This window comes from Coriobacteriaceae bacterium, assembly GCA_025992855.1.
Classification (GTDB): domain Bacteria; phylum Actinomycetota; class Coriobacteriia; order Coriobacteriales; family Coriobacteriaceae; genus Collinsella.
This window is the reverse complement of record DAJPGB010000001.1, coordinates 126727-147591: the sequence shown is the minus strand read 5'-3', so window position 1 is coordinate 147591 and position 20865 is coordinate 126727. Positions and strand designations below refer to the sequence as shown.

Annotated in this window: 22 protein-coding genes and 1 tRNA gene; 20 read left to right on the top strand and 3 right to left on the bottom strand. The window is 63.2% G+C overall.

Annotated elements, in window-relative coordinates:
• Positions 1–24: 24 nt before the first annotated feature.
• The 14 genes from OIL88_00680 (at position 25) to hisE (ending at position 13043) form a co-directional block, all read left to right on the top strand.
• Entirely contained in the window at positions 25–507 is a 483-nt protein-coding gene (locus tag OIL88_00680; GenBank protein ID HJI70906.1) for a PTS sugar transporter subunit IIB, read from the top strand.
• Positions 508–801: 294 nt separating this feature from the next.
• Positions 802–1575, top strand: a complete 774-nt coding sequence (locus OIL88_00675; protein HJI70905.1) for a PTS sugar transporter subunit IIC — start codon at positions 802–804, stop codon at positions 1573–1575.
• Positions 1556–2389, top strand: coding sequence for a PTS system mannose/fructose/sorbose family transporter subunit IID (locus OIL88_00670; GenBank protein HJI70904.1), 834 nt, complete (start codon positions 1556–1558; stop codon positions 2387–2389). Before OIL88_00675 ends, OIL88_00670 begins: the two co-directional genes overlap by 20 nt.
• Positions 2390–2500: 111 nt before the next feature.
• Positions 2501–3346: a sugar phosphate isomerase/epimerase gene (locus OIL88_00665; GenBank protein HJI70903.1), complete on the top strand. Its 846-nt coding sequence runs from the start codon at positions 2501–2503 to the stop codon at positions 3344–3346.
• 267 nt (positions 3347–3613) lie between these two features.
• Positions 3614–4675, top strand: coding sequence for an SIS domain-containing protein (locus OIL88_00660; protein ID HJI70902.1), 1062 nt, complete (start codon positions 3614–3616; stop codon positions 4673–4675).
• A gap of 262 nt (positions 4676–4937) precedes the next feature.
• Complete coding sequence (gene hisG, locus OIL88_00655) at positions 4938–6653, top strand: ATP phosphoribosyltransferase (protein ID HJI70901.1); 1716 nt, start codon at positions 4938–4940, stop codon at positions 6651–6653.
• A gap of 104 nt (positions 6654–6757) precedes the next feature.
• Positions 6758–8191, top strand: a complete 1434-nt coding sequence (gene hisD / locus OIL88_00650; GenBank protein ID HJI70900.1) for a histidinol dehydrogenase — start codon at positions 6758–6760, stop codon at positions 8189–8191.
• Position 8192: 1 nt separating this feature from the next.
• Complete coding sequence (gene hisC / locus OIL88_00645) at positions 8193–9308, top strand: histidinol-phosphate transaminase (protein ID HJI70899.1); 1116 nt, start codon at positions 8193–8195, stop codon at positions 9306–9308.
• On the top strand, positions 9309–9896 hold the full coding sequence (gene hisB, locus OIL88_00640) for an imidazoleglycerol-phosphate dehydratase HisB (protein ID HJI70898.1): 588 nt from the start codon (positions 9309–9311) through the stop codon (positions 9894–9896). It begins immediately after the preceding gene.
• A gap of 79 nt (positions 9897–9975) precedes the next feature.
• Positions 9976–10677 (top strand): imidazole glycerol phosphate synthase subunit HisH, encoded by a 702-nt coding sequence (locus tag OIL88_00635; protein ID HJI70897.1) that lies wholly within the window; start codon positions 9976–9978, stop codon positions 10675–10677.
• Positions 10674–11417, top strand: coding sequence for a HisA/HisF-related TIM barrel protein (locus OIL88_00630; protein ID HJI70896.1), 744 nt, complete (start codon positions 10674–10676; stop codon positions 11415–11417). The genes OIL88_00635 and OIL88_00630 overlap by 4 nt, the downstream gene beginning before the upstream one ends.
• Before the next feature lie 3 nt (positions 11418–11420).
• A complete protein-coding gene (hisF, locus tag OIL88_00625; protein HJI70895.1) occupies positions 11421–12203 on the top strand; it encodes an imidazole glycerol phosphate synthase subunit HisF in 783 nt (260 codons plus the stop codon).
• Between the two features lie 147 nt (positions 12204–12350).
• Entirely contained in the window at positions 12351–12680 is a 330-nt protein-coding gene (gene hisI, locus OIL88_00620) for a phosphoribosyl-AMP cyclohydrolase (GenBank protein HJI70894.1), read from the top strand.
• A 45-nt stretch (positions 12681–12725) separates the two neighbouring features.
• Positions 12726–13043 carry a phosphoribosyl-ATP diphosphatase gene (hisE, locus tag OIL88_00615; GenBank protein ID HJI70893.1) on the top strand — a complete coding sequence of 106 codons (318 nt, stop codon included), beginning with the start codon at positions 12726–12728 and terminating at the stop codon, positions 13041–13043.
• A 120-nt stretch (positions 13044–13163) separates the two neighbouring features.
• Here hisE and OIL88_00610 read toward each other — a convergent pair whose 3' ends face one another.
• Positions 13164–14075 (bottom strand): PHP domain-containing protein, encoded by a 912-nt coding sequence (locus OIL88_00610; GenBank protein ID HJI70892.1) that lies wholly within the window; start codon positions 14073–14075, stop codon positions 13164–13166.
• 338 nt (positions 14076–14413) lie between these two features.
• Here OIL88_00610 and OIL88_00605 point away from each other — a divergent pair, with 338 nt between their 5' ends.
• From OIL88_00605 to OIL88_00580, 6 genes are all read left to right on the top strand, one after another.
• Positions 14414–14899: a LarC family nickel insertion protein gene (locus tag OIL88_00605; protein HJI70891.1), complete on the top strand. Its 486-nt coding sequence runs from the start codon at positions 14414–14416 to the stop codon at positions 14897–14899.
• 53 nt (positions 14900–14952) lie between these two features.
• Positions 14953–15501 (top strand): phosphodiesterase, encoded by a 549-nt coding sequence (yfcE, locus tag OIL88_00600; protein ID HJI70890.1) that lies wholly within the window; start codon positions 14953–14955, stop codon positions 15499–15501.
• A 2-nt stretch (positions 15502–15503) separates the two neighbouring features.
• Entirely contained in the window at positions 15504–16364 is an 861-nt protein-coding gene (gene mazG, locus OIL88_00595) for a nucleoside triphosphate pyrophosphohydrolase (protein HJI70889.1), read from the top strand.
• A gap of 190 nt (positions 16365–16554) precedes the next feature.
• The gene (gene eno / locus OIL88_00590; protein ID HJI70888.1) at positions 16555–17844 is read left to right on the top strand and encodes a phosphopyruvate hydratase; all 1290 of its coding nucleotides are present in this window, start codon (positions 16555–16557) and stop codon (positions 17842–17844) included.
• A 195-nt stretch (positions 17845–18039) separates the two neighbouring features.
• Positions 18040–18801, top strand: coding sequence for a hypothetical protein (locus OIL88_00585; GenBank protein ID HJI70887.1), 762 nt, complete (start codon positions 18040–18042; stop codon positions 18799–18801).
• A gap of 20 nt (positions 18802–18821) precedes the next feature.
• Complete coding sequence (locus OIL88_00580) at positions 18822–19823, top strand: hypothetical protein (protein HJI70886.1); 1002 nt, start codon at positions 18822–18824, stop codon at positions 19821–19823.
• A gap of 149 nt (positions 19824–19972) precedes the next feature.
• Here the strand turns inward: OIL88_00580 and OIL88_00575 are convergent.
• Both OIL88_00575 and OIL88_00570 read right to left on the bottom strand, forming a co-directional pair.
• A tRNA-Leu gene (locus tag OIL88_00575) sits at positions 19973–20057 on the bottom strand.
• Between the two features lie 31 nt (positions 20058–20088).
• Positions 20089–20712 (bottom strand): hypothetical protein, encoded by a 624-nt coding sequence (locus tag OIL88_00570; GenBank protein ID HJI70885.1) that lies wholly within the window; start codon positions 20710–20712, stop codon positions 20089–20091.
• Positions 20713–20865 lie beyond the last annotated feature (153 nt).

Genomic DNA, 20865 nt, shown 5'->3' with positions numbered 1-20865 from the left:
GCATGAGACCTTTGGGGGTCAATCATGATTCAACTGCTTCGCGTCGACCATCGTCTGCTTCATGGCCAGGTGGCCGTCTCTTGGGTCCAGGGCTTGGGCTCTGACTGCATCTTCTGCGTTGGCGACAAGGTTGCCAACGATCCCGTCTGGAAGACTACGCTCAAGATGGGAAAGCCGGCCAACGTCAAGCTCGTCATCAAGGACATGGAGCACGCCATCGAGGCCATCAACTCCGGTGTTACCGATAAGTACAAGATGATCATCTGCGTCGCCAGCATCGCCGAGGCCAAGCAGCTTGTCGACGGCTGCCCGCAGATCACCTCCATCAACCTGGGCAACACCAAGTCCAAGGACGAGCGGCGTCCCGATGCCCGTAAGATCTCCCGCCAGATCTTTGTGACTGCTGCCGAGGAAGAGGACATTCGTGAGCTCGTCGGCCGCGGTGTCGAGGTCGAGATTCGCGCTCTGGCCGACGACCCCAAGGTCGATGCCCTAAGCGCCCTCTAATTGAGAACCACGGGCGGCGCGCACGGCGCCGCCCCTATTCGTGGGCGTACCGGATAAACGCTTTACCCGTTACCCCCATCTACCGTTCACCGGGAGTACACGCCCGTTGAGCGATTGGTATTAAATAGTTTTCTCATGACTATATAATTGGTATCAAATCATTTGTACCGGTTTAGGTGTTAACAGCACGCCGGTACAAGCTGGATCTGCCTAGGCGATTGTCGGCATGGAAAAGGGCGCGCTGACAAGTCGGGAATCGCCGACCGGATCCAAGAGGGATCAAAAGGAGGAACAATGCTTGTTCAAGCGATCCTCATCGGACTTATCGCTGCCTTCGGTAAGCTCGATTATCAGCTCGGTACGCTCTATGCGTTCCGCCCGATCGTTCTGTGCCCGCTCGTCGGCATAGTCCTCGGGGACCTGCAGTCCGGCCTCGCCATCGGCGCGAGCCTCGAGCTGCTCTTCATGGGTTCAATCTCCATCGGCGCTTACGTGCCGCCCGATGAGTGTATTGGCGGTGTGCTCGCCTGCGCCTTCGCTATTCAGCTGGGCCAGAGCACTGAGGCCGCTATCGCGCTCGCGATGCCCATCGCCACCCTGTGCCTGGCCATCAAGAACGTCATCAACGCCGGTATGCCCCTTCTGGTCGACCGCGCCGACGTCTTTGCCAGCAAGGGTAACCTCAAGGGTATCTACGCTATGCACTGGATTATCGGTCTCGTGATTGTCGTCCTGGCCTTTATCCTGTGCTCGGTCTCCTTCTATCTGGGTGCCGACGCCGTTCAGGGCCTGCTCGACTTCATCCCGACGTTCGTCCTCGATGGCTTTGGCGTCGCAGCCAACATCCTGCCTGCCATGGGCTTCGCCATGCTCGGCCGTCTGGTGCTTACCAAGCAGCTCGTGCCGTTCTACTTCCTGGGCTTCCTGCTGTGCTCCTATGCCAACGTGCCCGTCCTCGGCGTCGCTCTGATCGCAATCATCATCGGCATCGACAAGTACGACCTGCTGGGCCTTGGTGGCGCCCAGCCCCAGCTTTCTGTGGAAGGGGATGAGGACGATGACTTCTAATTCCGAGAACCAGATTACTCGCTCCGACCTCATTAAGAGCGCCGTGAACACCGGCGCCCTGGGCATGGAATTCTCCTGGACCTACTACAAGCAGATGAACATTGCCTTCTGCCTGATGGTCGCCAACATGCTCAAGAAGATCTATGCCGGCCGTCCCGATGATTACGCCGAGGCCTTGCACCGTCACAGCGCATTCTTCAACATCACCCCGCAGCTCGCTCCCTTCGTGGGCGGCATCGCGATGGCCATGGAAGAAAAGGTCGCTCGTGGCGAGGTTGAGCCCGAGAGCGTCAACGACATCAAGGCCGCCCTCATGGGTCCGCTTTCCGGCCTGGGTGACTCCTTCTTCCTGTCCACCCTGCGCGTCGTCGCCGCTGCCGTGGGCATCAGCCTGTGCCAGGCCGGCAACGTCTTTGGCCCCATCGCCTTCCTGCTCGTCTACAACATCCCGGCGTTCCTGATTCGTATCTTTGGCGCTATCAAGGGCTATGAGCTAGGCATTGGCTTCCTCGACGAGGCACAGAAGACCGGCCTGATGCAAAAGATCATGGCCTGCGTCGGCATTGTCGGCGTTATGGTCGTCGGCGCCATGAGCAAGGACATGTTCTGGGCTTCGGTGCCTGTCGCTATTGGTCAGGGCGACTCCGCCCAGACTCTCCAGGACATCCTGGACGGTATCATGCCCGGTATGCTCGGCATGGCCGCCTTCTGGCTCTACTATTGGCTGCTCTCCAAGAAGATCAACCCGATGGTCCTGATCCTCTGCACCATGGTCGTGGGCATCATCGGCGCTTACTTTGGCGTGCTTGCCTAATATGTTCGAATCGCGCTTCCATCGCGTCTAACGGTTGCGTCGATCTTTGGGGGCTTGTCGCATCTGCGGCGGCCCCCTGTTTTTTAAAACTCCGTACGAAAGGGGAGGGCTATGGTCGTACCCGAGCTTTCGCTCATGAACATCAACCATCGTTACTACAGCATCGAGACGTTTTTTAAGGCTGCAGGTGAGGCCGGCTATCGCAATATCGAGCTGTGGACCGGCTCGATGCACCTGTATGTGGATTGCCATGAGCACGATTCGGTGGATAAGATTCGCGATCTTGCCGCCCAATACGGTATCAAGATCGTGTGCGTGTGCCCCGAGCAGAACAACCCCAAGCCGTGGAACGTCGCGGTGCGCGGTGAGGCGGGCCAAAAACGCATCCTCTCGTACTTTAAGAATGTGATCGACGTAGCCGTTGAGTTGGGCGCGCCGCAGATTCTGGTGACGAGTGGTTGGGCCTATCTGGACGAGCCGGCTGAGGACGCCTGGGCCCGCAGCGTTGCCATGCTGCGCTCGGTGTGCGACTACGCCGATACGCGCGGTATTCGCGTCGCGCTCGAGGCCCTGCAGCCGTCGGAGTCCGTGTTGGTCAACACCGCACAGGATGTCGTGCGCATCCTCGAGGCGGTCGATCGTCCCAACCTGAAGGCCTGTATCGACTTTGGCGCCATGGAAGTTGCCGGCGACACGATCGACGGCTACTTTGAGGTTTTGGGCGAAAAGATCGTTCACACCCACTTTGTAGATGTGGGCGGCGGCACGACGCATCTTGCCTGGGGCGACGGCGAGCGTGATATGCGTGCCGACCTCGAGGCACTCATGCGCCACGGCTATACGGGCTATGTCTCGGCCGAGACGTGTGATGGCCGCTACTATCAGGGTCCGTCCAAGGCGACGACTCAGGTTATCGAGATGTATCGCCGTGTGACAGCGGAGATGGAAGCCGAATAACTAAACTGCGCGGTTGCGCTGGAAACGCTTGGGCGGGTCTGGCGCAACGCTTTTATAGCTGGCGAGTTGTGGGGAGCCCGTTGGCAGTAGCGCTCGAAATAGACAACTATTGGCGTTGTAATACCACTCGGGCGAGGAAACCGACCGTTCGCCGCAAATCTCCGTGAGTTTGGATTGGTATTAAATAACAAGCAATCGTATGGCTATAATTGGTATCAGCAAGAAGCGCGATGTATAGAATTGCGCACATGTGATGGGAGGACACACATGAAGGAGACCGAGAAGATCGAGATCATGCACTTCGACCAGGAGGGCTACCTCGAGGACGGCAGGAACGTCTACGAGGCCGGCAAGAAGATGACCGCCCTGGCCGACCGCGTGCACGAGGAGGGCTACGACGCCGTCTTCCTGATGGGCGTCGGCGGCACCTGGGACGAGTTCATGCAGCTCGAGTACCTCATGAACAAGTTCGGCGACCGCGACCTCGAGGTCTACCTGATCCACGCCGCCGAGTGGAACGTCATGGGCCACAAGCGCATGACCGACAAATCCGTCGTGCTGACCGCCTCCGAGTCCGGCACCACCCCCGAGGTCCTCGAGGCCATCGGCAAGATGAAGGCCATGGGCGTGCGCGTCTACGCCATGACCAACCCCGAGGGCAAGATCGGGCAGGCCGTGGGCGCCGAGAACTGCGTCATGATGGCCTCCGACCACGGCGCCGGCGGCTGCGAGAAGGGCTACTACCTCGCCGACTGCTTCGGCCTGCGCCTGCTCAACCGCCGCGGCTGCTTCCCCAAGTTCGACCTGTTCATCGAGCAGACGAAGGACGTCTGGAAGGACTTGCTCGACATCCGCAAGCGCTTCGAGCCGCGCGCCGAGGAGATCGCCAGGAAGTACGCGCTGGCCGACTACACCATGTTCATCGGCTCGGGGGCCCTCTGGGGCGAGACCATCCTGTACTCCATGTGCCTGCTCGAGGAGATGCAGTGGAAGCGCATCCGCCACATCACCTCGCACGACTTCTTCCACGGCACGCTCGAGCTGCTCGAGCCCGGCGTCCCGGTGTTCCTGTTCATGGGCGAGGACGAGTGCCGCGCCCTCGACGAGCGCGTCCGCGCCTTCCTCACCAGCGGCGTGACCGGCGACGAGGACTACGTCATCATCGACACCGCCGAGTACGCGATCCCGGGCCTGGACGACGACTTCCGCGTCATCGTGTCGCCGTGGATCCTGTCCGTGCTGACCACCGACCGCCTCTCGCGCAACTACGAGCTGGTCACCAAGCACAACCTCAAGTACCGCCGCTACTACCACCAGTTCGACTACTAAGAGCTGGTCACGGGTCCGATATCTTGGCTGGTTGATATCTCGATCCTGCACAAGGGCGTCCGCAATTGCGCGGGCGCCCTTTTTGCGTTGTGACAAGAGACTGCTGCTAACCGCTTGCCCTATGTTTCCAAATGAATACGGTGTGAGCCGAGGAGGACGATTCTCCCCGCAAACACTCTAGTATGCTAAAGTACCCAGAAGACCGGCGGAGCTATGCCGGTCTTCTGTTCTATATGAAGTACAACATGAGGAGGCTCACCAGATGACGGCCACACCGTGGGGATTCCGGGACATATTGCCCGAGGAGGCTCAGGCGCGCGAGGAGATCGCATGTACGGTGAAGGGCTGCTTTAGGGAGCATCATTATTTTCCGGTCGAAACGCCGCTGCTCGAGGATAAGGGTTCGCTCGAGGAGGGCGGCCGTATCGCGGACACGCCGTTCAAGCTCTTTGATGACGACGGCCGCCTGCTGGTGGTTCGCCCCGACAACACGCTGCCCATCGTGCGCCTGGTCTCGACCCGTATGCGCGCGGCCGACCTGCCGCTTCGCCTGCGCTACGAGGCGCCGGTGGTCCGCGAGTGCCAGCGCAATGCCGGCGGCTCGCGTCAGTTTACCCAGCTGGGCTTTGAGCTCATCGGCGCGGGCGATACCGCGGGCGATGTCGAGATTGTCTCGTTGGTCGCCGAGGCCGTGCGTAAGCTCGCACTGCCCGATGCGCGCATTATCGCAGGTAGCGTGCGTCCGTTTAAGGAGCTGCTCGCGGCGTGCGAGGATCGCGAGCTGGCCGCCGAGGCCCTGCGCTGCGTGCACGCCAACGACTTTGTGGGCCTCGATGCCCGCGTGGCGGCAAGCGCCGAGTCCGATGCCGTCAAGGCCGCCATTAGCGAGCTGCCGCGCCTGCATGGCGGCGCCGAGGTGCTCGACCGCGTGGATGCGTTGCTGGCGGCGGCCGGTATCGTCGCGCCGCTCACACGCGAGCTGCGAGCCCTGGTTGAGGGCCTGGCTCCCGAGGACGCTCAGGTGCTGTCCTTCGACTTCTCCATCATGAATTCCTTCGATTACTACACGGGCCTGGTCTTTAAGGCCTACGCGGGTGGCCTGCCCGATCCGGTCGGCTCGGGCGGTCGCTACGACTCCATCTTTACCGGCGCATTTGGCGACGGCATCGAGGTACCGGCGGCGGGCTTTGCCTTTTCGCTCGAGCGCCTGGAGGCCGCGCGCACTTCGGCCGAGGACGCTGCCTCCGATGGCGACCACGCCGTAGGTCGTGGCGCCGAGGGCCCGCTGCGCATCGCCGTGCCCAAGGGTTCGCTCAAGGCCGACACGCTCGACGTGCTCGAGGCTGCGGGCCTGGACGTCTCCGAGTTGCGCGATCCCGGTCGTCACCTGATTGTGCGCGGTCGCGACACGCGTGCCGGCGAGGGTGCGGTCGGCGATATCGAGTTTGTCATCGTGCGCCCCAGCGACGCGCCGGCCTTTGTGGGCTGCGGCGGCGCCGACTGCGGCATCTGCGGCTGGGACTCGCTCATCGAGGCAGATCTCAACCTGCTGCAGCTCGTCGATCTGGGCTATGGTCTGTGCACCTTTATCGAGGCGGAGCCCGAGTGGCGCGCCGGCCAGGCCGAGCGCAACTATGCCCGCCGCGGGTCGCTGCGCGTGGCCACCAAGTACCCGCGCATCGCGAGTGCTTGGTATTCCGAGCGCGGTGTGAACGCCGATATCGTCTCGCTGCACGGTAACATTGAGCTGGGTCCCATCGTCGGCATGACCGATCGCATCGTGGATATTACCGCCACGGGCGCCACGCTGCGCGATAACGACCTCGTTATTACTGGTCGCATTATGGACTGCACGGCCCGCTTCTTCGTCAACCCGGGTGCGGCGCGCTTGGATCCGCGCGTTCGCAACCTGGCCGATCGCCTGGCGGCTGCCGTGAAGGACAAGCATTTTGAGCCCGTCGCGGGCTCGGCACAATAGCGCGAGCGCGCACGGGCGCCCCATATCCGGGCTGCGGGCCGATTGATGCCGCTGCCCGGCCTCTCGTTTTTCAAACGCAACCTCAACCGATAGGGGATACCGATATGAAGACCATCAAACTTGCTCCCGGCGAGCGCCTCGTTACCAACCAGCTCAACCGCAAGGGCGTGCTGCCGCAAAACATCGTCGACGCCGCCCGCGATATCGTGGCCAACGTGCGCGCCAACGGCGATTCCGCAGTGCGCGATTACTGTAAGCGTTTTGACGGCGTGGAGCTGGAGAGCTTCCGTCTGCCGCAGGAGCAGGTCGACGCCGCGCTCGAAGGCCTCGACCCGGCCTTTGTCGCCGCGCTCGAGAAGGCCGCGCGCCAGATTCGCGAGTTCCACCAGCGCGAGGTCGAGCAAAGCTGGTTTACCACGCGCCCGGACGGCACGATGCTCGGCGTTAAGGTGACCCCGCTCGCGGCGGCCGGCATTTACGTGCCGGGCGGTCGCGCGCAGTATCCCTCCACCGTGCTCATGAATGCCATTCCCGCCAAGGTCGCCGGCGTTGAGCGTGTGGTCATGGTGACCCCGCCGCAAAAAGACGGTCTGATCAGTCCCTATACGCTCGCGGCCGCCAAGCTCGGCGGCGTGGACGAGATTTATATGGTGGGCGGCGCCCAGGCCGTGGCCGCGCTGGCGTACGGCACCGAGACCATTCCGCGCGTCGATAAGATCACCGGCCCGGGCAACGCCTTTGTCGCCGCGGCCAAGCAGATCGTCTCGGGTGACGTGGGTATCGATATGGTCGCCGGCCCGTCCGAGGTTTGCGTGCTGGCCGACGCTACGGCCAAGCCCATGGTGGTCGCAGCCGACCTGATGGCTCAGGCCGAGCACGATCCGCTGGCCGCCTGCTATCTGGTGACCTGCGACGAGCAGTTTGCGCGCGAGGTCGAGGCGGGCATCGACATTCTGGTCGCGCAGTCCCCGCGCGCCGAGATCACGCGCGCCTCGCTCGACAACGAGGGCACCATCGTGGTGGCCGCCGACATGGACGCTGCCGTCGAGGCCGTGAACACCGTGGCGCCCGAGCACCTTGAGCTGCACTGCAAGGACGCAATGGGCCTGCTTGGTGGTATCCGTAACGCCGGCGCCATCTTTGTGGGCGCTTGGAGCTCCGAGCCGCTTGGCGATTATGTTGCTGGCCCCAACCACACGCTGCCGACCGGCGGCACGGCCATGTTCTCCAACCCGCTTTCGGTCGAAGAGTTCGTCAAACGCTCGAGTGTTATTTGCTATACGCCCGAAGGCCTGCTCTCCGACGCTCCCGCTACGCAGCGCCTGGCCGAGGCCGAGGGTCTGTGGGCGCACGCGCTTTCCGCCGCTCTCCGTCGCCGCGTGTTGGAACAGGGCGAGGATGCCGTGAGTGCCGAGTCTCTGGCCGCGGCCGACCTGACCAAGGTCGCCTGGCCGGGTGACGCCGTGGCGACGGTTGCCGAGGGCGTGGACCTGGCGGCTGTGGGCGGTGCCGCTGGCGCGGTCGTCGAGGGGGCCTAATATGGCCGAGCTGACGCCCCGCATGAAGGAGCTCGTCCAGCCTTACCTGGCCGGTATTGAGCCCTACGATCCCAACTTTACGCCCACGCGTATCAACCTTTCGGCCAACGAGAATACCTATCCCGTGCCGGCTGGCGTGCGCGAAGCGGTCGACGCCGCCCTGGCTGCTACACCGCTCAACCGCTATCCCGATCCCATGTCGAACGACTTGCGCGACGAGCTTGCTGCCTGGCATGGCGTGACGCGCGAGAACATCTGCGTGGGAAACGGCGGCGACGAGCTGCTCTATAACTATCTGCTGGCGTTTGGCGGCGCGGGGCGGACCCTGCTCAACTGCCCGCCGTGCTTTAGCGAGTATGCGTTCTTTGCATCGCTCTGTCAGACCGAGGTGCGCGACGTGTGGCGCGACCCGGCGACCTTTGAGCTCGATCAAGCGGCTGTGCTCGCGGCCGCGTCTGAGTGCAACCTCGCCATTGTGACCTCGCCCAACAATCCCACGGGCGACGTGGCGCCGCTCGACTTTGTCGCGGCCCTGTGCGATGCGTGCCCCGGCATGGTCATGGTCGACGAGGCCTACGTTGAGTTTGCCGACGATTCGTTTGGCGCGGCCACCACGGCGCAAGGTCTTATCGCCGAGCACCCCAACCTGGTGATCCTGCATACGCTGTCCAAGGCGTTTGGCGCCGCCGGCACGCGTCTTGGCTACGTGATCGCTGCGCCCGAGGTCATCGACGTGTTCGCGGCGATTCGCCAGATCTATTCGGTCAACGTGCTGAGCCAGGCCGCCGCGCTTGCCTGCGTGCGTGCCCGCGATGCGTACGCGCCCGTGGTGGCACAGGTCGCATCCGAGCGCGAGCGCGAGCTGTGCGCCCTGCGCTCGATGGCTGCCGAGGGTCTGCCCGTGGAGGCGTGGCCGAGCGCGGCGAACTTTGTGCTCGTGCGTACGCCGCATGCCACGCGCGTGCGCGAGCGTCTGCGCGATGAGTATTCGATTTTGGTGCGCGACTTTAGCTACGCGCCGGGGCTCGCGGACTGCCTGCGCATTACCGTGGGCACCCCGCAGGAAAACGACGAGGTGCTGGCCGCGTTTGCCGCGCTGGTGAAGGAGGAGATGTAGATGGGCCGTTATGCCGAGGTAACCCGTAAGACGGGGGAGACCGATATTGTCGTCAAGCTCGATTTGGATGGAACCGGTACGTGCGATATCTCGACCGGCGTACCGTTTTTCGACCACATGCTCAACGCCTTTGGCCGCCATGGCCTGTTTGATTTGACGGTGCGCGCGGTGGGCGACGTGGAGGTCGATGCGCATCACACCGTCGAGGACACGGGCATTGTGCTGGGCGAGGCGTTCTGCCGGGCACTGGGTGACAAGGCGGGCATTACGCGCTTTGCCGATGCGGCGATCGCCATGGACGAGACGCTCGTGATGGCCGCCGTTGACATCTCGGGTCGCGGGCAGGCCTACTGCGAGCTGCCCGTGCCGACCGAGCGCGTGGGTAGCTTTGATACCGAGCTGGCCGTCGAGTTCTTCTATGCCTTTGCGCGCGATGCCAGGCTCACGCTGCACGTGCGCGAGCTGGCGGGCGGTAACTCGCATCACATTATCGAGGCCGCCTTTAAGGCCGTGGGCCGCACGATGCGCCACGCTTGCGAGCTCGACCCCCGCGTGCAGGGCATCCCCAGCACCAAGGGCTCGCTGTAACCGTCACAAGGGTAAAACCACCACAAAGGGGACAGGCACCTTCGTGGTGGTTTTGGATGATGAGAAGTGGAGGGGTCGCGTGGGCGAACCGAAGATCGTGGTGGTCGACTACCACAAGGGCAACTTGTCGAGCGTCGTGCGCGGGCTTGCGCGCGCCGGTGCCGCCGCCTGCACGTCGGACGACCCGGAGCAGATCCGTAACGCCGACGGCCTGGTCATCCCGGGCGTGGGTGCGTTCTACGACGCGATTGCCTTTATGCGCGAGGGCGGCGAGGCGGACGCGGTGCTCGATGCCGTCGCCGCCGGAACTCCGCTGCTCGGCATCTGCTTGGGCCTTCAGCTGTTTTTTGAGCGCGGCAACGAGGGCGTGCCGGCGGACGAGGGTGCGGACGCGGACGACGATGCCTCCGAGCAGGCCGGTGGCCCCTGGGTCGATGGCCTGGGCATCATGCGCGGCTCGTGCACGCGCCTGGAGTCGAGCCGACTGAAGGTGCCGCATGTGGGTTGGGATCAGGTGCACATGACGCCTGCCGGTGCGGCCGATCCACTGCTTGCCGGTTTTGCCGAGGGTGCCAACATGTACTTCACCCACAGCTACGCGGTGGCTGATGACGCCGATGCTGCCGACGTCCTGGCGCGCACGCACTACACGCGGAGCTTCCCGTGCATCGTGCGCCACGGCAACGTGTGGGGCTGCCAGTTCCACCCCGAGAAATCCTCTGCGCTGGGCCAGCGCATCCTAAAGAATTTCGTCAACATCGTCGAGGAGGCCGGCCGATGATCCTGTTTCCCGCAATCGATCTGATCGGCGGCAAGGTTGTGCGCCTGGAGCGCGGCGACCGCAGCCGCTGCAAGGTATATTCCGACGACCCTGTGGCCGTCGCCCGCTCGTTTGCCGAGCAGGGCGCGAGCTGGGTGCATGTTGTCGACCTGTCCGCCGCCTTTGGCGAGGACGAGGACGCATGCGCTGCCAATTCGGCGGCGATTAAGGCCATCTGCGGCGTCGACGGTCTGTCCGTGGACGTGGGCGGCGGCGTTCGCTCGCTCGCGCGTATCGACGAGCTTGCCGGCTACGGCGCGCGTCGCATTGCGCTGGGCACGGTGCTCGTGACCGAGCCGGGCTTTGCCGAGGTGGCGGCCCGCGGATTTGGCGAGCTGCTGGTGGCAGACATCGCTGCGCGCGATGGCCAGGTCAAGGTGAACGGCTGGCGCGACGGCGCGGGCGTGGCGCTCGACGATGCCGTGGCGCAGCTCAGCGAGCTGGGCTTTAAGCACCTGGTCTACACCGACATCGCGCGCGACGGCATGCAGACGGGCATCGACGTGGCTGCGTATCGCCACGTGGCGCAGATCGCGGGCTTTCCCGTCGTGGCGTCGGGCGGCATCTCGACGCTCGACGATATCCGCGCACTCGCCGCGGTGGGCGAGGACGCCATCGAGGGCGCCATTACCGGTCGCGCGCTCTACGAGGGCAACTTTACGCTGGCCCAGGCGCTGGCCGCCGCCCGAGGGGAGGAGTAGCCCATGCTTACCAAACGCGTGATTCCCTGCCTGGACGTCAAGGACGGCCGCGTGGTCAAGGGCGTCAACTTTGTGAGCCTGCGCGATGCTGGCGACCCGGTGGAGCTGGCGCGTGCCTACGACCGCGAGGGTGCGGACGAGGTCGTGTTTTTGGACATCACCGCGACGAGCGATAACCGCGCGACGACCATCGAGATGGCGGCGCACGCGGCCGAGGAACTCGCTATTCCCTATACCGTGGGCGGCGGCTTCCGCGACCTGGCGGGCATGCGTACCATGGTTGCGGCCGGCGCCGACAAGGTGTCGCTCAACTCCGCCGCCGTGCGCGACCCGTCGCTCATCAGCCAGGCAGCTGCGGCGTTTGGCAGCCAAGCCGTGATCGTGGCGATTGATGCCAAGCGCGTCGGCCTGCCCGGCGAGCCGGGCGCCGACAAGTGGGAGGTCTTCACCGCGGGAGGCCGCAACGCCACGGGTATCGATGCTGTGGCGTGGGCCGAGGAAGCGGCTCGTCGCGGCGCCGGCGAGATTCTGCTTACCAGTATGGACCGCGACGGCACCAAGGCCGGCTTCGACCTGGCGCTTACCCGCGCCGTGGCGCGTGCGGTGCCGATTCCCGTCATCGCGAGCGGTGGCGTGGGCACGCTCGAGCATTTCGCCGAGGGCGTGATCGAGGGCGAAGCCGACGCCGTACTGGCGGCCAGCGTCTTTCACTTTGGGACGTTCAGCATTCGCGAAGTCAAAGAGTACATGGCATCTCAAGGTATTCCTGTGAGGTTGGACTTCTAATGCTGCGGCTTGCCCAGGCACCGCATCTTGCCGCTCAAACCGTCGCTCGCGTACCAAAGTACGCGTCGCTCCTCTTTCGCGGCAACCTGCGGCACCTGGACAACCCTCGCCGACCTGTGGGGTTTCGTTTATGACTTGGGAGAAATGATGACTGAGGTAATAGAAGCGTCTGATCTTACGTACGACGCCCGTGGACTGATTCCTTGTGTGGTTCAGCAATATGACACCGGCGAGGTGCTTATGGTTGCTTGGATGAACGAGGAGTCGGTGGGACTGACGCTCAAGACCGGTACCACGTGGTTTTGGAGCCGCAGCCGTCAGGAGCTCTGGAATAAGGGCGCGACGAGCGGCAATATGCAGGAGGTCAAGGAACTCTGGGCCGACTGCGATAGCGATACGCTGCTGGTCAAGGTTGACTCTCCGGGCCCGGCTTGCCACACCGGCAACCGTACCTGCTTCTTTAAGAAACTTGCGTAGGGCGGGCGCTCGATTAGACGCTCGGCCACCAGAAAGGATTGAACTATGGGTGTGCGCACCGCAAACATTCAGGATGGAAATATCGGTGAGACGCTGACAGGTCTGGCCGAGGTGATTCACGGTCGTCGTGATGCATCGCCGCAGGAGAGCTATACCGCGCGTCTGCTGACCGACGTCGAGGATGAGCTGCTCAAGAAGCTTGCCGAGGAGTCGAGCGAGGTGATCATGGCCTGCAAGGATAACGATCACGATCACATCCGCTACGAGGCCGGCGACCTGGTCTACCACCTGCTCGTAACCCTTGAGCGCTACGGTATCACCCTCGACGAGCTTGCCGGCGAACTCAACGCCCGCCGCCACTAGTCGTTTGGGACAGTCTTTGTTGGTGTGACGGGGTCATGGAAGTTGCGGTGAAATAGGGACTGTTTAAGCGCTTCATCAAGCAAAACAATCCCTATTTCACCGCAACTTATGAAGGGATGGCTAGGCGAGGGGCGTGGATTCCCATTCGCCGGTGGCGTGGGGGATGTCGAAGGTTCGATAACCGCAGTCGTAGGCGTGCGCCTGGGCCTCGCGGATGTTCCAGCAGATATCGCAGGCGCGGTGCGCGTCCGAGCCAAAGGTGATCGGCGCTTCGGCATGGGCAAAGCAGCGCAAAAGACCGGTTGCGGGGTAGTAGTCGCCCAAGCCCTTGCGCGGCGCGGCCGTCGAGACCTCAACGCGGCGGCCCGTATCGTGCGCGCACTCTGCCATCTGCTGCCAAAACGGTGCGGGGTCAAAATCGGGCGCAAAGCCTTCCTTCGAAAAGCGCATGACCAGGTCGGGGTGAGCCATCACATCAAAGTTGAGCGGGCTCTCGCAGGCGCGGCACCAGTCATCGACATAGCGCTCCCACACGCCGCGTACCCCCAGGTTTTCCCAAACGTGCAAGTTGGTGTCATCGTCGATCCAGCCGCAGCGCGAATCGGGCGTATCGGGACGAGCGACGTCCTCCGTTCCCGCCGTACCCGCGGCACCGGCCATGATATCGCCTGGGTTGCCAATCCAGTGCACACTGCCCAGGCGCACGACGGCGCCCTGGGACCAGCGCTCAACCAAAGGCTCGCAGCCCTCGTACCAATCGCATTCGAAACCGTAGATAAAGGTGAGTTCTGGCGCAATCTGAGCGGCAAGATTGCGAGCGTCCTCAAAAGCCAGACGATGCGCCGGGAGGTCGCCCTCAGTAACCTGCACCTCGCAGTTAGCATCCATGCTGGCGGGCAGGGTGAGATGGTCGGTCGAGACCATGACGCGGCAGCCGGCCGCAGCAGCGGCACGGACGTTGTCCTCAAACGAGGCATGCCCGTCCGAAAACGAGGTGTGGGTATGGCAATCGACCAGCGGGCACATGGGCATAGCGGCTCCTTTGCGTCAAGCTAATCCGCTTCATTGTAATGGCGCAGCTCTCAACACGCCGGGCACGCCGGGGATCGAAATCGATTGGAAAGGTTGCGCGGCGCGTGGTGCGGCCTCGCTTGCTCTCAAAACGTGTACGTCAGCCTCCAAAACCGACAAATAATGACATGTTTGGAGGCTGACGTACACGTTTGAGTGGAGCGGGCCGGCATTGGAGCGCGCCAGCACTTGCGCCCAGCAAAAGTCGCACCTATCCCATGACGCCGCCCCTGCGCCGCCCGCGATGTGCTAGCGTTTGGATGAACAAAACGAGCCCGCGCGGAAAGGAGCCGGACCGTATGCCATGCGATAGCACATCCCCGCTGTCCCGCGAGACCGATGCGCCCGAAACCATCGTCAAGCTGGAATGCGATATTGATGACGCGTCGCCCGAGGTGCTTGCCTACGCCGCCGACCGCCTGCGCGAGGCGGGTGCGCGCGAGGTGCACTGGCTGCCCGTCTATTGCAAGAAAGGCCGTCCCGGCTGGCAGCTGCAGGTAATCTGCGCCCACGAGGACATCGAGCGCCTGCAGACGATCATCTTTTTGGAAACCACGACCAATGGCATCCGTCGCCAGGTCATGGAACGCGTTTGCCTGCCACGCCGCTTTGAGCAGGTGACGACGCCATGGGGCGAGGTGTCCGTCAAGGTGGCCACCCTGCCCGACGGCAGCGAGCGTGCAGCGCCCGAGTACGAGGACTGCGCCCGCCTTGCCCGCGAGCACGGTGTGCCGCTCCAGCGCGTGATGCAGGCAGCACAAGCCGCGGCTCTGCAATTTGAGTGACACGGTCGGCGACGCGCCACACCCACCCCATCAACCTCACCGAAAGGACCACCATGAAATACCTCATCGCCTCCGACATCCACGGCTCGGCATACTGGGCTGAGCGCCTCTGTGCCGCCATCGAGTCCGAGCAGCCCGACCGCATCGTTCTGCTGGGCGACCTGCTCTACCATGGCCCGCGTAACGACCTGCCGCGCGACTATGCTCCCAAGCGCGTGATTCCGCTGCTCAACGCCCTAGCCGACCGCATCATCGCGGTGCGCGGCAACTGCGACGCCGAGGTCGACCAGATGGTCCTCGACTTTCCCGTCATGGCGGACTACGCCATGCTGTTCGACGAGACCGGCCGCGAGCTGTTCCTGACGCATGGCCACGTCTTTGGCGCCGGCATGCACAACAGCATCGACCACGCGCCCGCGCTGCCCGAGGGCTCCGCGCTCGTCTACGGCCACACGCATATCAAGGTTAACGAGGCAAGCGAGGCGCACCCGGGCCTGTGGCTCTTCAACCCCGGCAGCGTGAGCATTCCCAAGGACGGTACGCACAGCTACGGCATCTACGAGGGCGGCGCGTTCCGCCATGTGATCCTGGGGGAGGAATAACCATGGCGCAGCATATGGCTCAGCAAAATGCCGAGGGCTCGCGCGATCTGTCCACGCTGGTCGACGCGTCGGCCGAGCTACAGCATCTGGTGCAGACCATCTGGCGTCTGCGTCAGCCCGATGGCTGCCCGTGGGATCGCGAACAGACGCATCAGAGCATCGGCAAGAACATGATCGAGGAAGCCTACGAGGCGCTCGATTGCATCGAGGCGGACGACGCGGCGCATCTGCGCGAGGAGCTCGGCGACGTGCTCATGCAGGTAGTGCTGCATGCGCAGATTGCGGCTGACGCCGGTGAGTTTACGCTGGCCGATGTGGCACACGATATCGACGCCAAGCTCATCCGCCGCCACCCGCACGTGTTTGGCGATGCGGATGCCGATAACTCCGACGAGGTGCTCAAGATTTGGGACGAGGTCAAGCTTGCCGAGAAGGCTGCCAAGGACAAGGCCGTGGCGGCAGGCGAGGCTGCGCCCGAGGGCCTGCTTGACGGCGTGCCCACGCATCTGCCGGCGCTGATGCAGGCCCAGAAGGTGTCGCGCAAGGCGGCTGCCGTGGGCTTTGAGTGGGAGACAGTCCAGGATGTGTGGGACGAGGTTGCCGAGGAGCGTGCCGAGTTTGAGGCCGAGGCTCCCGGCTCTCCCGAGCGCGAGATGGAGTTTGGCGACCTGCTCTTTGCCCTGGTCAACGTTGCGCGCAAGGAGGGAATCGACGCCGAGAGCGCCCTGCGCGCGAGCACGGCCAAGTTCCGCCGTCGCTGGGCCGCGATGGAGCAGATGGCGGCCAACGCCCATGTGGATCTGGCTGAGCTTTCGACCCACGGTCTCAATGACCTGTGGGATGCCGCAAAGGCGGAGGAGTAAGACTGCGGGGACGACGGGCTGACAGGCCTCATCGTTCTCGCTAAATTTTTCGAAAAACAAGTGTATCCCTCGGCTAACTTAGGGCATAATGCAAAAAGTGCGACATGGCTAACTTACGGAGGCACACCGACGGTGCACGGCCGGCCGGTCGCCAAGCATTCAACCCGTTTTCAAGTGAGAGGGAGACAACATGAGCGATATTTTGGACGTCTACGGTCGCGAGGTGCTCGACAGCCGCGGCAATCCCACCGTCGAGGTCGAGGTCGTGCTCGAGGACGGCAGCTTCGGCCGCGCGATGGTGCCTTCGGGTGCTTCGACCGGCGCCTTTGAGGCCTGCGAGCTGCGCGATGGCGACAAGGGCCGCTACCTGGGCAAGGGCGTTTCGCAGGCCGTCGAGCATGTCAACAACGAGTGCGCTAACGCCGTCGTGGGCCTCGATGCCTTCGACCAGCGCGCCGTCGATGCCGCGCTGATTGCCGCGGACGGTACCCCCAACAAGAACAAGCTCGGTGCCAACGCCATCCTGGGCGTGTCGCTGGCCGTTGCCCGCGCCGCTGCCGAGTCGGCGGGCCTGTCGCTGTACCAGTACCTGGGCGGCGTCAACGCCCATCTGCTGCCCACACCTATGATGAATATCCTCAACGGCGGCGTGCATGCCGACAATAACGTTGACTTCCAGGAGTTCATGATCATGCCGGTGGGCGCCCCGAGCTTTGCCGAGGGCCTGCGTTGGTGCGCCGAGGTCTACCACACCCTCAAGGGCGTGCTGCACGAGGCCGGCCTGGGCGGCGGCGTGGGCGACGAGGGCGGCTTCGCACCCAACCTCAAGACCAATGCCGAACCGTTCGAGTACATCACCAAGGCCGTGGAGAAGGCCGGCTTTAAGCCCGGCGCCGACTTCATGTACGCCATGGACCCGGCCTCGACCGAGTTCTACAACGCCGAGACCGGTATGTACGAGCTCAAGGGCGAGGGCGTGGAGTACACGAGCGCCCAGATGGTTGATTACTGGGAGAAGCTCGTCGACACCTATCCCATCATCTCCATCGAGGACGGCATGGCCGAGGAGGACTGGGACGGCTGGGTCGAGCTTACCCGCCGCATTGGCAACAAGGTGCAGCTCGTAGGCGACGACCTGTTCGTCACCAACACCGAGCGCCTCAAGAAGGGCATCGAGCTGGGTGCCGCCAACGCGATCCTGGTCAAGGTCAACCAGATCGGCACGCTCACCGAGTCGCTCGAGGCCATCGAGACCGCCAAGGAGGCCGGCTACGCTTGCATCGTGAGCCACCGTTCCGGCGAGACCGAGGACTCCACGATCGCCGACCTGGTCGTGGGCGTCAACGCCGGCCAGATCAAGTCGGGCGCCCCGTGCCGCAGCGACCGCATCGCCAAGTACAACCAGCTCATCCGCATCGAGGACGAGCTCGAGGGCAGCGCGCGCTACGCCGGCAAGGCCGCGTTCTACAACATTCGCTAAACGGGCGAATTTGGCGAGGGGGAGGCTGACTCGGTTCCGCCTCGCCTTGGCAGGATACCGCAAAGCGCTATGGGCGCTGGGCCATACGGCTCAGCGCCTTTTTTATGTCGAGCAAAGGCTGGCGAAGGCGGTGCGGGCGCTCGTGCTATAACTAGAATACTTAGCGCAAACAAACCTCAACCGCACAAGGCGCACATGGATCAGATTTACGACAACAGGTACTATTCCGCCGGTTCGCGTGAGCCGTCGCCTCGCCGTGCGCGCACGGTGCAGCTCGGTGGGTCCGCCTACGCCGGCGCCGACCGCTCCATGCAGCGCCCGACAAGTACCTCGCGCCCCAATGCTCAAGTGAATACTTCGACAGATGGACCAGTGCGCCCGGCACGTTCGTCGCATGCTCAGCGCTCGTCGGCTCAAACGCACGATAGGTCGAGCAGGCCCTCGAACCGTTTTTCGGGCTCGGACTTTATGCACTACGCCAACGACAACGCGGTGGTCAAGGCGATCTACGACTTTACCCACGGTCCTCAGCGAGGGCTATTCATCGGCATCGTCGTTGCCCTGGTGCTCGTGAGCCTGTATTTCCCCGTGCGCGACCTGTACGTGGCAAAGCGTTCGAGCGATATCTTGACCAAGCAGGTCGAGATTCGCCAGCAATACAATGATGGGCTGCAAAAAAGCGTCGACAAGCTGCTCTCGGAGGAGGGTATCAAGGATGCGGCATCCGAGGACCTGGGCTTGGTGATGCCCGGCGAGAAGAGGATTGAAGTGCAGGGCCTGGACGGCGATTCGGATGCCTCGTCGAGCCAGAAGTCGTCGAACGCCAAGAAGGCCAGCGAAGTTGCCAAGGAAATCGAAGAAGTCGGTAAGGACGCGCCGTGGTACATCCAAGCGCTCGACATGCTGTTTGGGTTTAACGGCGTCGAGGGCCAGACGGTCGTGTCCAACGGCAAATAGCGCCCGGAGGGGAGCCCGCAATGACAAATTGCAAACGCTATAAGGTAGCCGCGATCGACCTGGGAACGGTGTCGTCGCGACTGGTGCTGGCGCAGGTCGAGGCCGGGGCGATCGTGGAATCGTCCAAGCATACCGAGATCACCGACTTGGGCGAGGGCGTGGACGCGACGGGGCGCTTTTGCGAGGCGGCCGTTGAGCGCGTGCTCGCTGCGTGCCGCATGTTTGTGGACGAAGCCCGTGCCTTTGGGGCCGCGTGCATCTGCACCACGTGCACGAGCGCCGCACGCGATGCGTCCAATGCTGCCCTGCTGCTGGACGGCCTGCGCGATCTGGGGCTCGAACCGCAGGTGATTCCGGGCGAGGTTGAGGCGCGCCTGACGTTTTTTGGCGTAGCGCACGACTTTGCAGGCGAGCGCATCATCGTCGCCGATTCGGGTGGCGGCTCCACGGAGCTCGCGACGGGCGTCTATGCGCCTGAGCGCGGGGTCTTTGCGCTGGAGGGAACGCGCTCACTGGACATCGGTTGCCGTCGCGTGACGGAGCGGTTTTTCTCGGCGCTGCCGCCCGCACGCGGCGAGCTTGCTGCCGCTGCCTCGTGGGCAGGCGAGCAGTTCGCCGCCTATTTTGAAGGCCTGCCCAGCGACTTTGAGCGCGCCGAGCGTCTGGTCGCGGTGGGTGGCACGGTGACTACGCTGGTGGCTCTGGTCCACGAGCTGGAACCGTACGATTCGAGCTTTGTTCACCTACGCGAGCTGTCGCTGGAGCAGGTCTCGGCCGCTATCGAGCGCATGTCTGTGTTGGACGCGGAAGGCATCGCCGCGCTACCGGGTGTACAGCCCAAACGCGCGGGCGTGATCTTGGCTGGCGCCGTGGTGATCCGCGAACTCATGCGTGCCGGCGGCTACAAGACGCTCACCGTAAGCGAGAACAGCCTACTCGCCGGCATGGCCGCCACCATCAACGAGACTCTCGACGGCGCGACCCCCACCATCGGCTGGACCCCGAGCCTGAGTGCTCTTTAACCGTCTTCCTCTGAGTTGCGGTGAGATAGTTCCTAAATAAGCTGGTAAACGGTATAAACAGGATCTATTCCACCGCAACTTAGAGCCCCGCCGGCGTGTAAAAGAAGCGAGCCCGCATCCCTGGGGGACGCGGGCTCGTAAACAATACGTGGTAGGGGCGGTGGGACTCGAACCCACAATCCTTGCGGCGAGAGATTTTAAGTCTCCTGCGTATGCCAATTCCGCCACGCCCCCGTGAGACTAGAAGTCTAGCACAAGCCGTCCGTTACGCGTTGACGGCCATCGAGTGTTGGCCAGACTTCTCCAGGAACTCTTGGAACTTGGCTTCGTCGCCTTTGTTCTTGTACTGCAGGGCCAGCAGGTATTCCAGGCGGCAGCTCTTGACCTTGTCGTCACCGGCATCCTTGAGCATGCGCTCCAGCTCGGGAATGTCGTTGTGGCGCTTGAGGATCATCGTGTCGTACATCAGTTGGCATTCGTGCGCGACTGCCTCGGCCTGACCGCCCTCAAAGCCCTTGATCTCGTGCAGGAGTTCCTTGGACTTTTTGCGGTCCTCCTGGCCAACGTAGTAGTTAAAGGCCTTGATCACCAGGTCGACGCGCTGCATCTTGGGCAGATTGAGCCCCAGCAGCAAATCGAACATCTCATCGGCGCGCTTGTGGTCCTCGCGCAGCAGATAGGAGTTCAGACGCAGGTAGTCGCGGTTGTAGCGCGGGTACAGCATGCTGGTGAGTTTGCCGTCGAGCAAACGATCGAACTCATCCCACTGCTTGGCAGCCATAAGCTGCTGCAGACGCTTGAACGTGGTGCGTTTTTTGACGCTAAAGAACACCGACACGGCGATGCAGATGATAACGACGGCGGTCCAGAGGGTGCGGGAATCGGGCATGTTAGGGTCCTTAGTCGCTCATAAAGCGAGCGGTATGACAACACGTACTAGATGTATTATACGCAGCGCGCAAGCAAACTGGCATAAAAGCTCATCGAGGCCGAGTGCCATCGCTCGCTGCGGTACACTTACCTAAAGTAAACCATGAAGGGA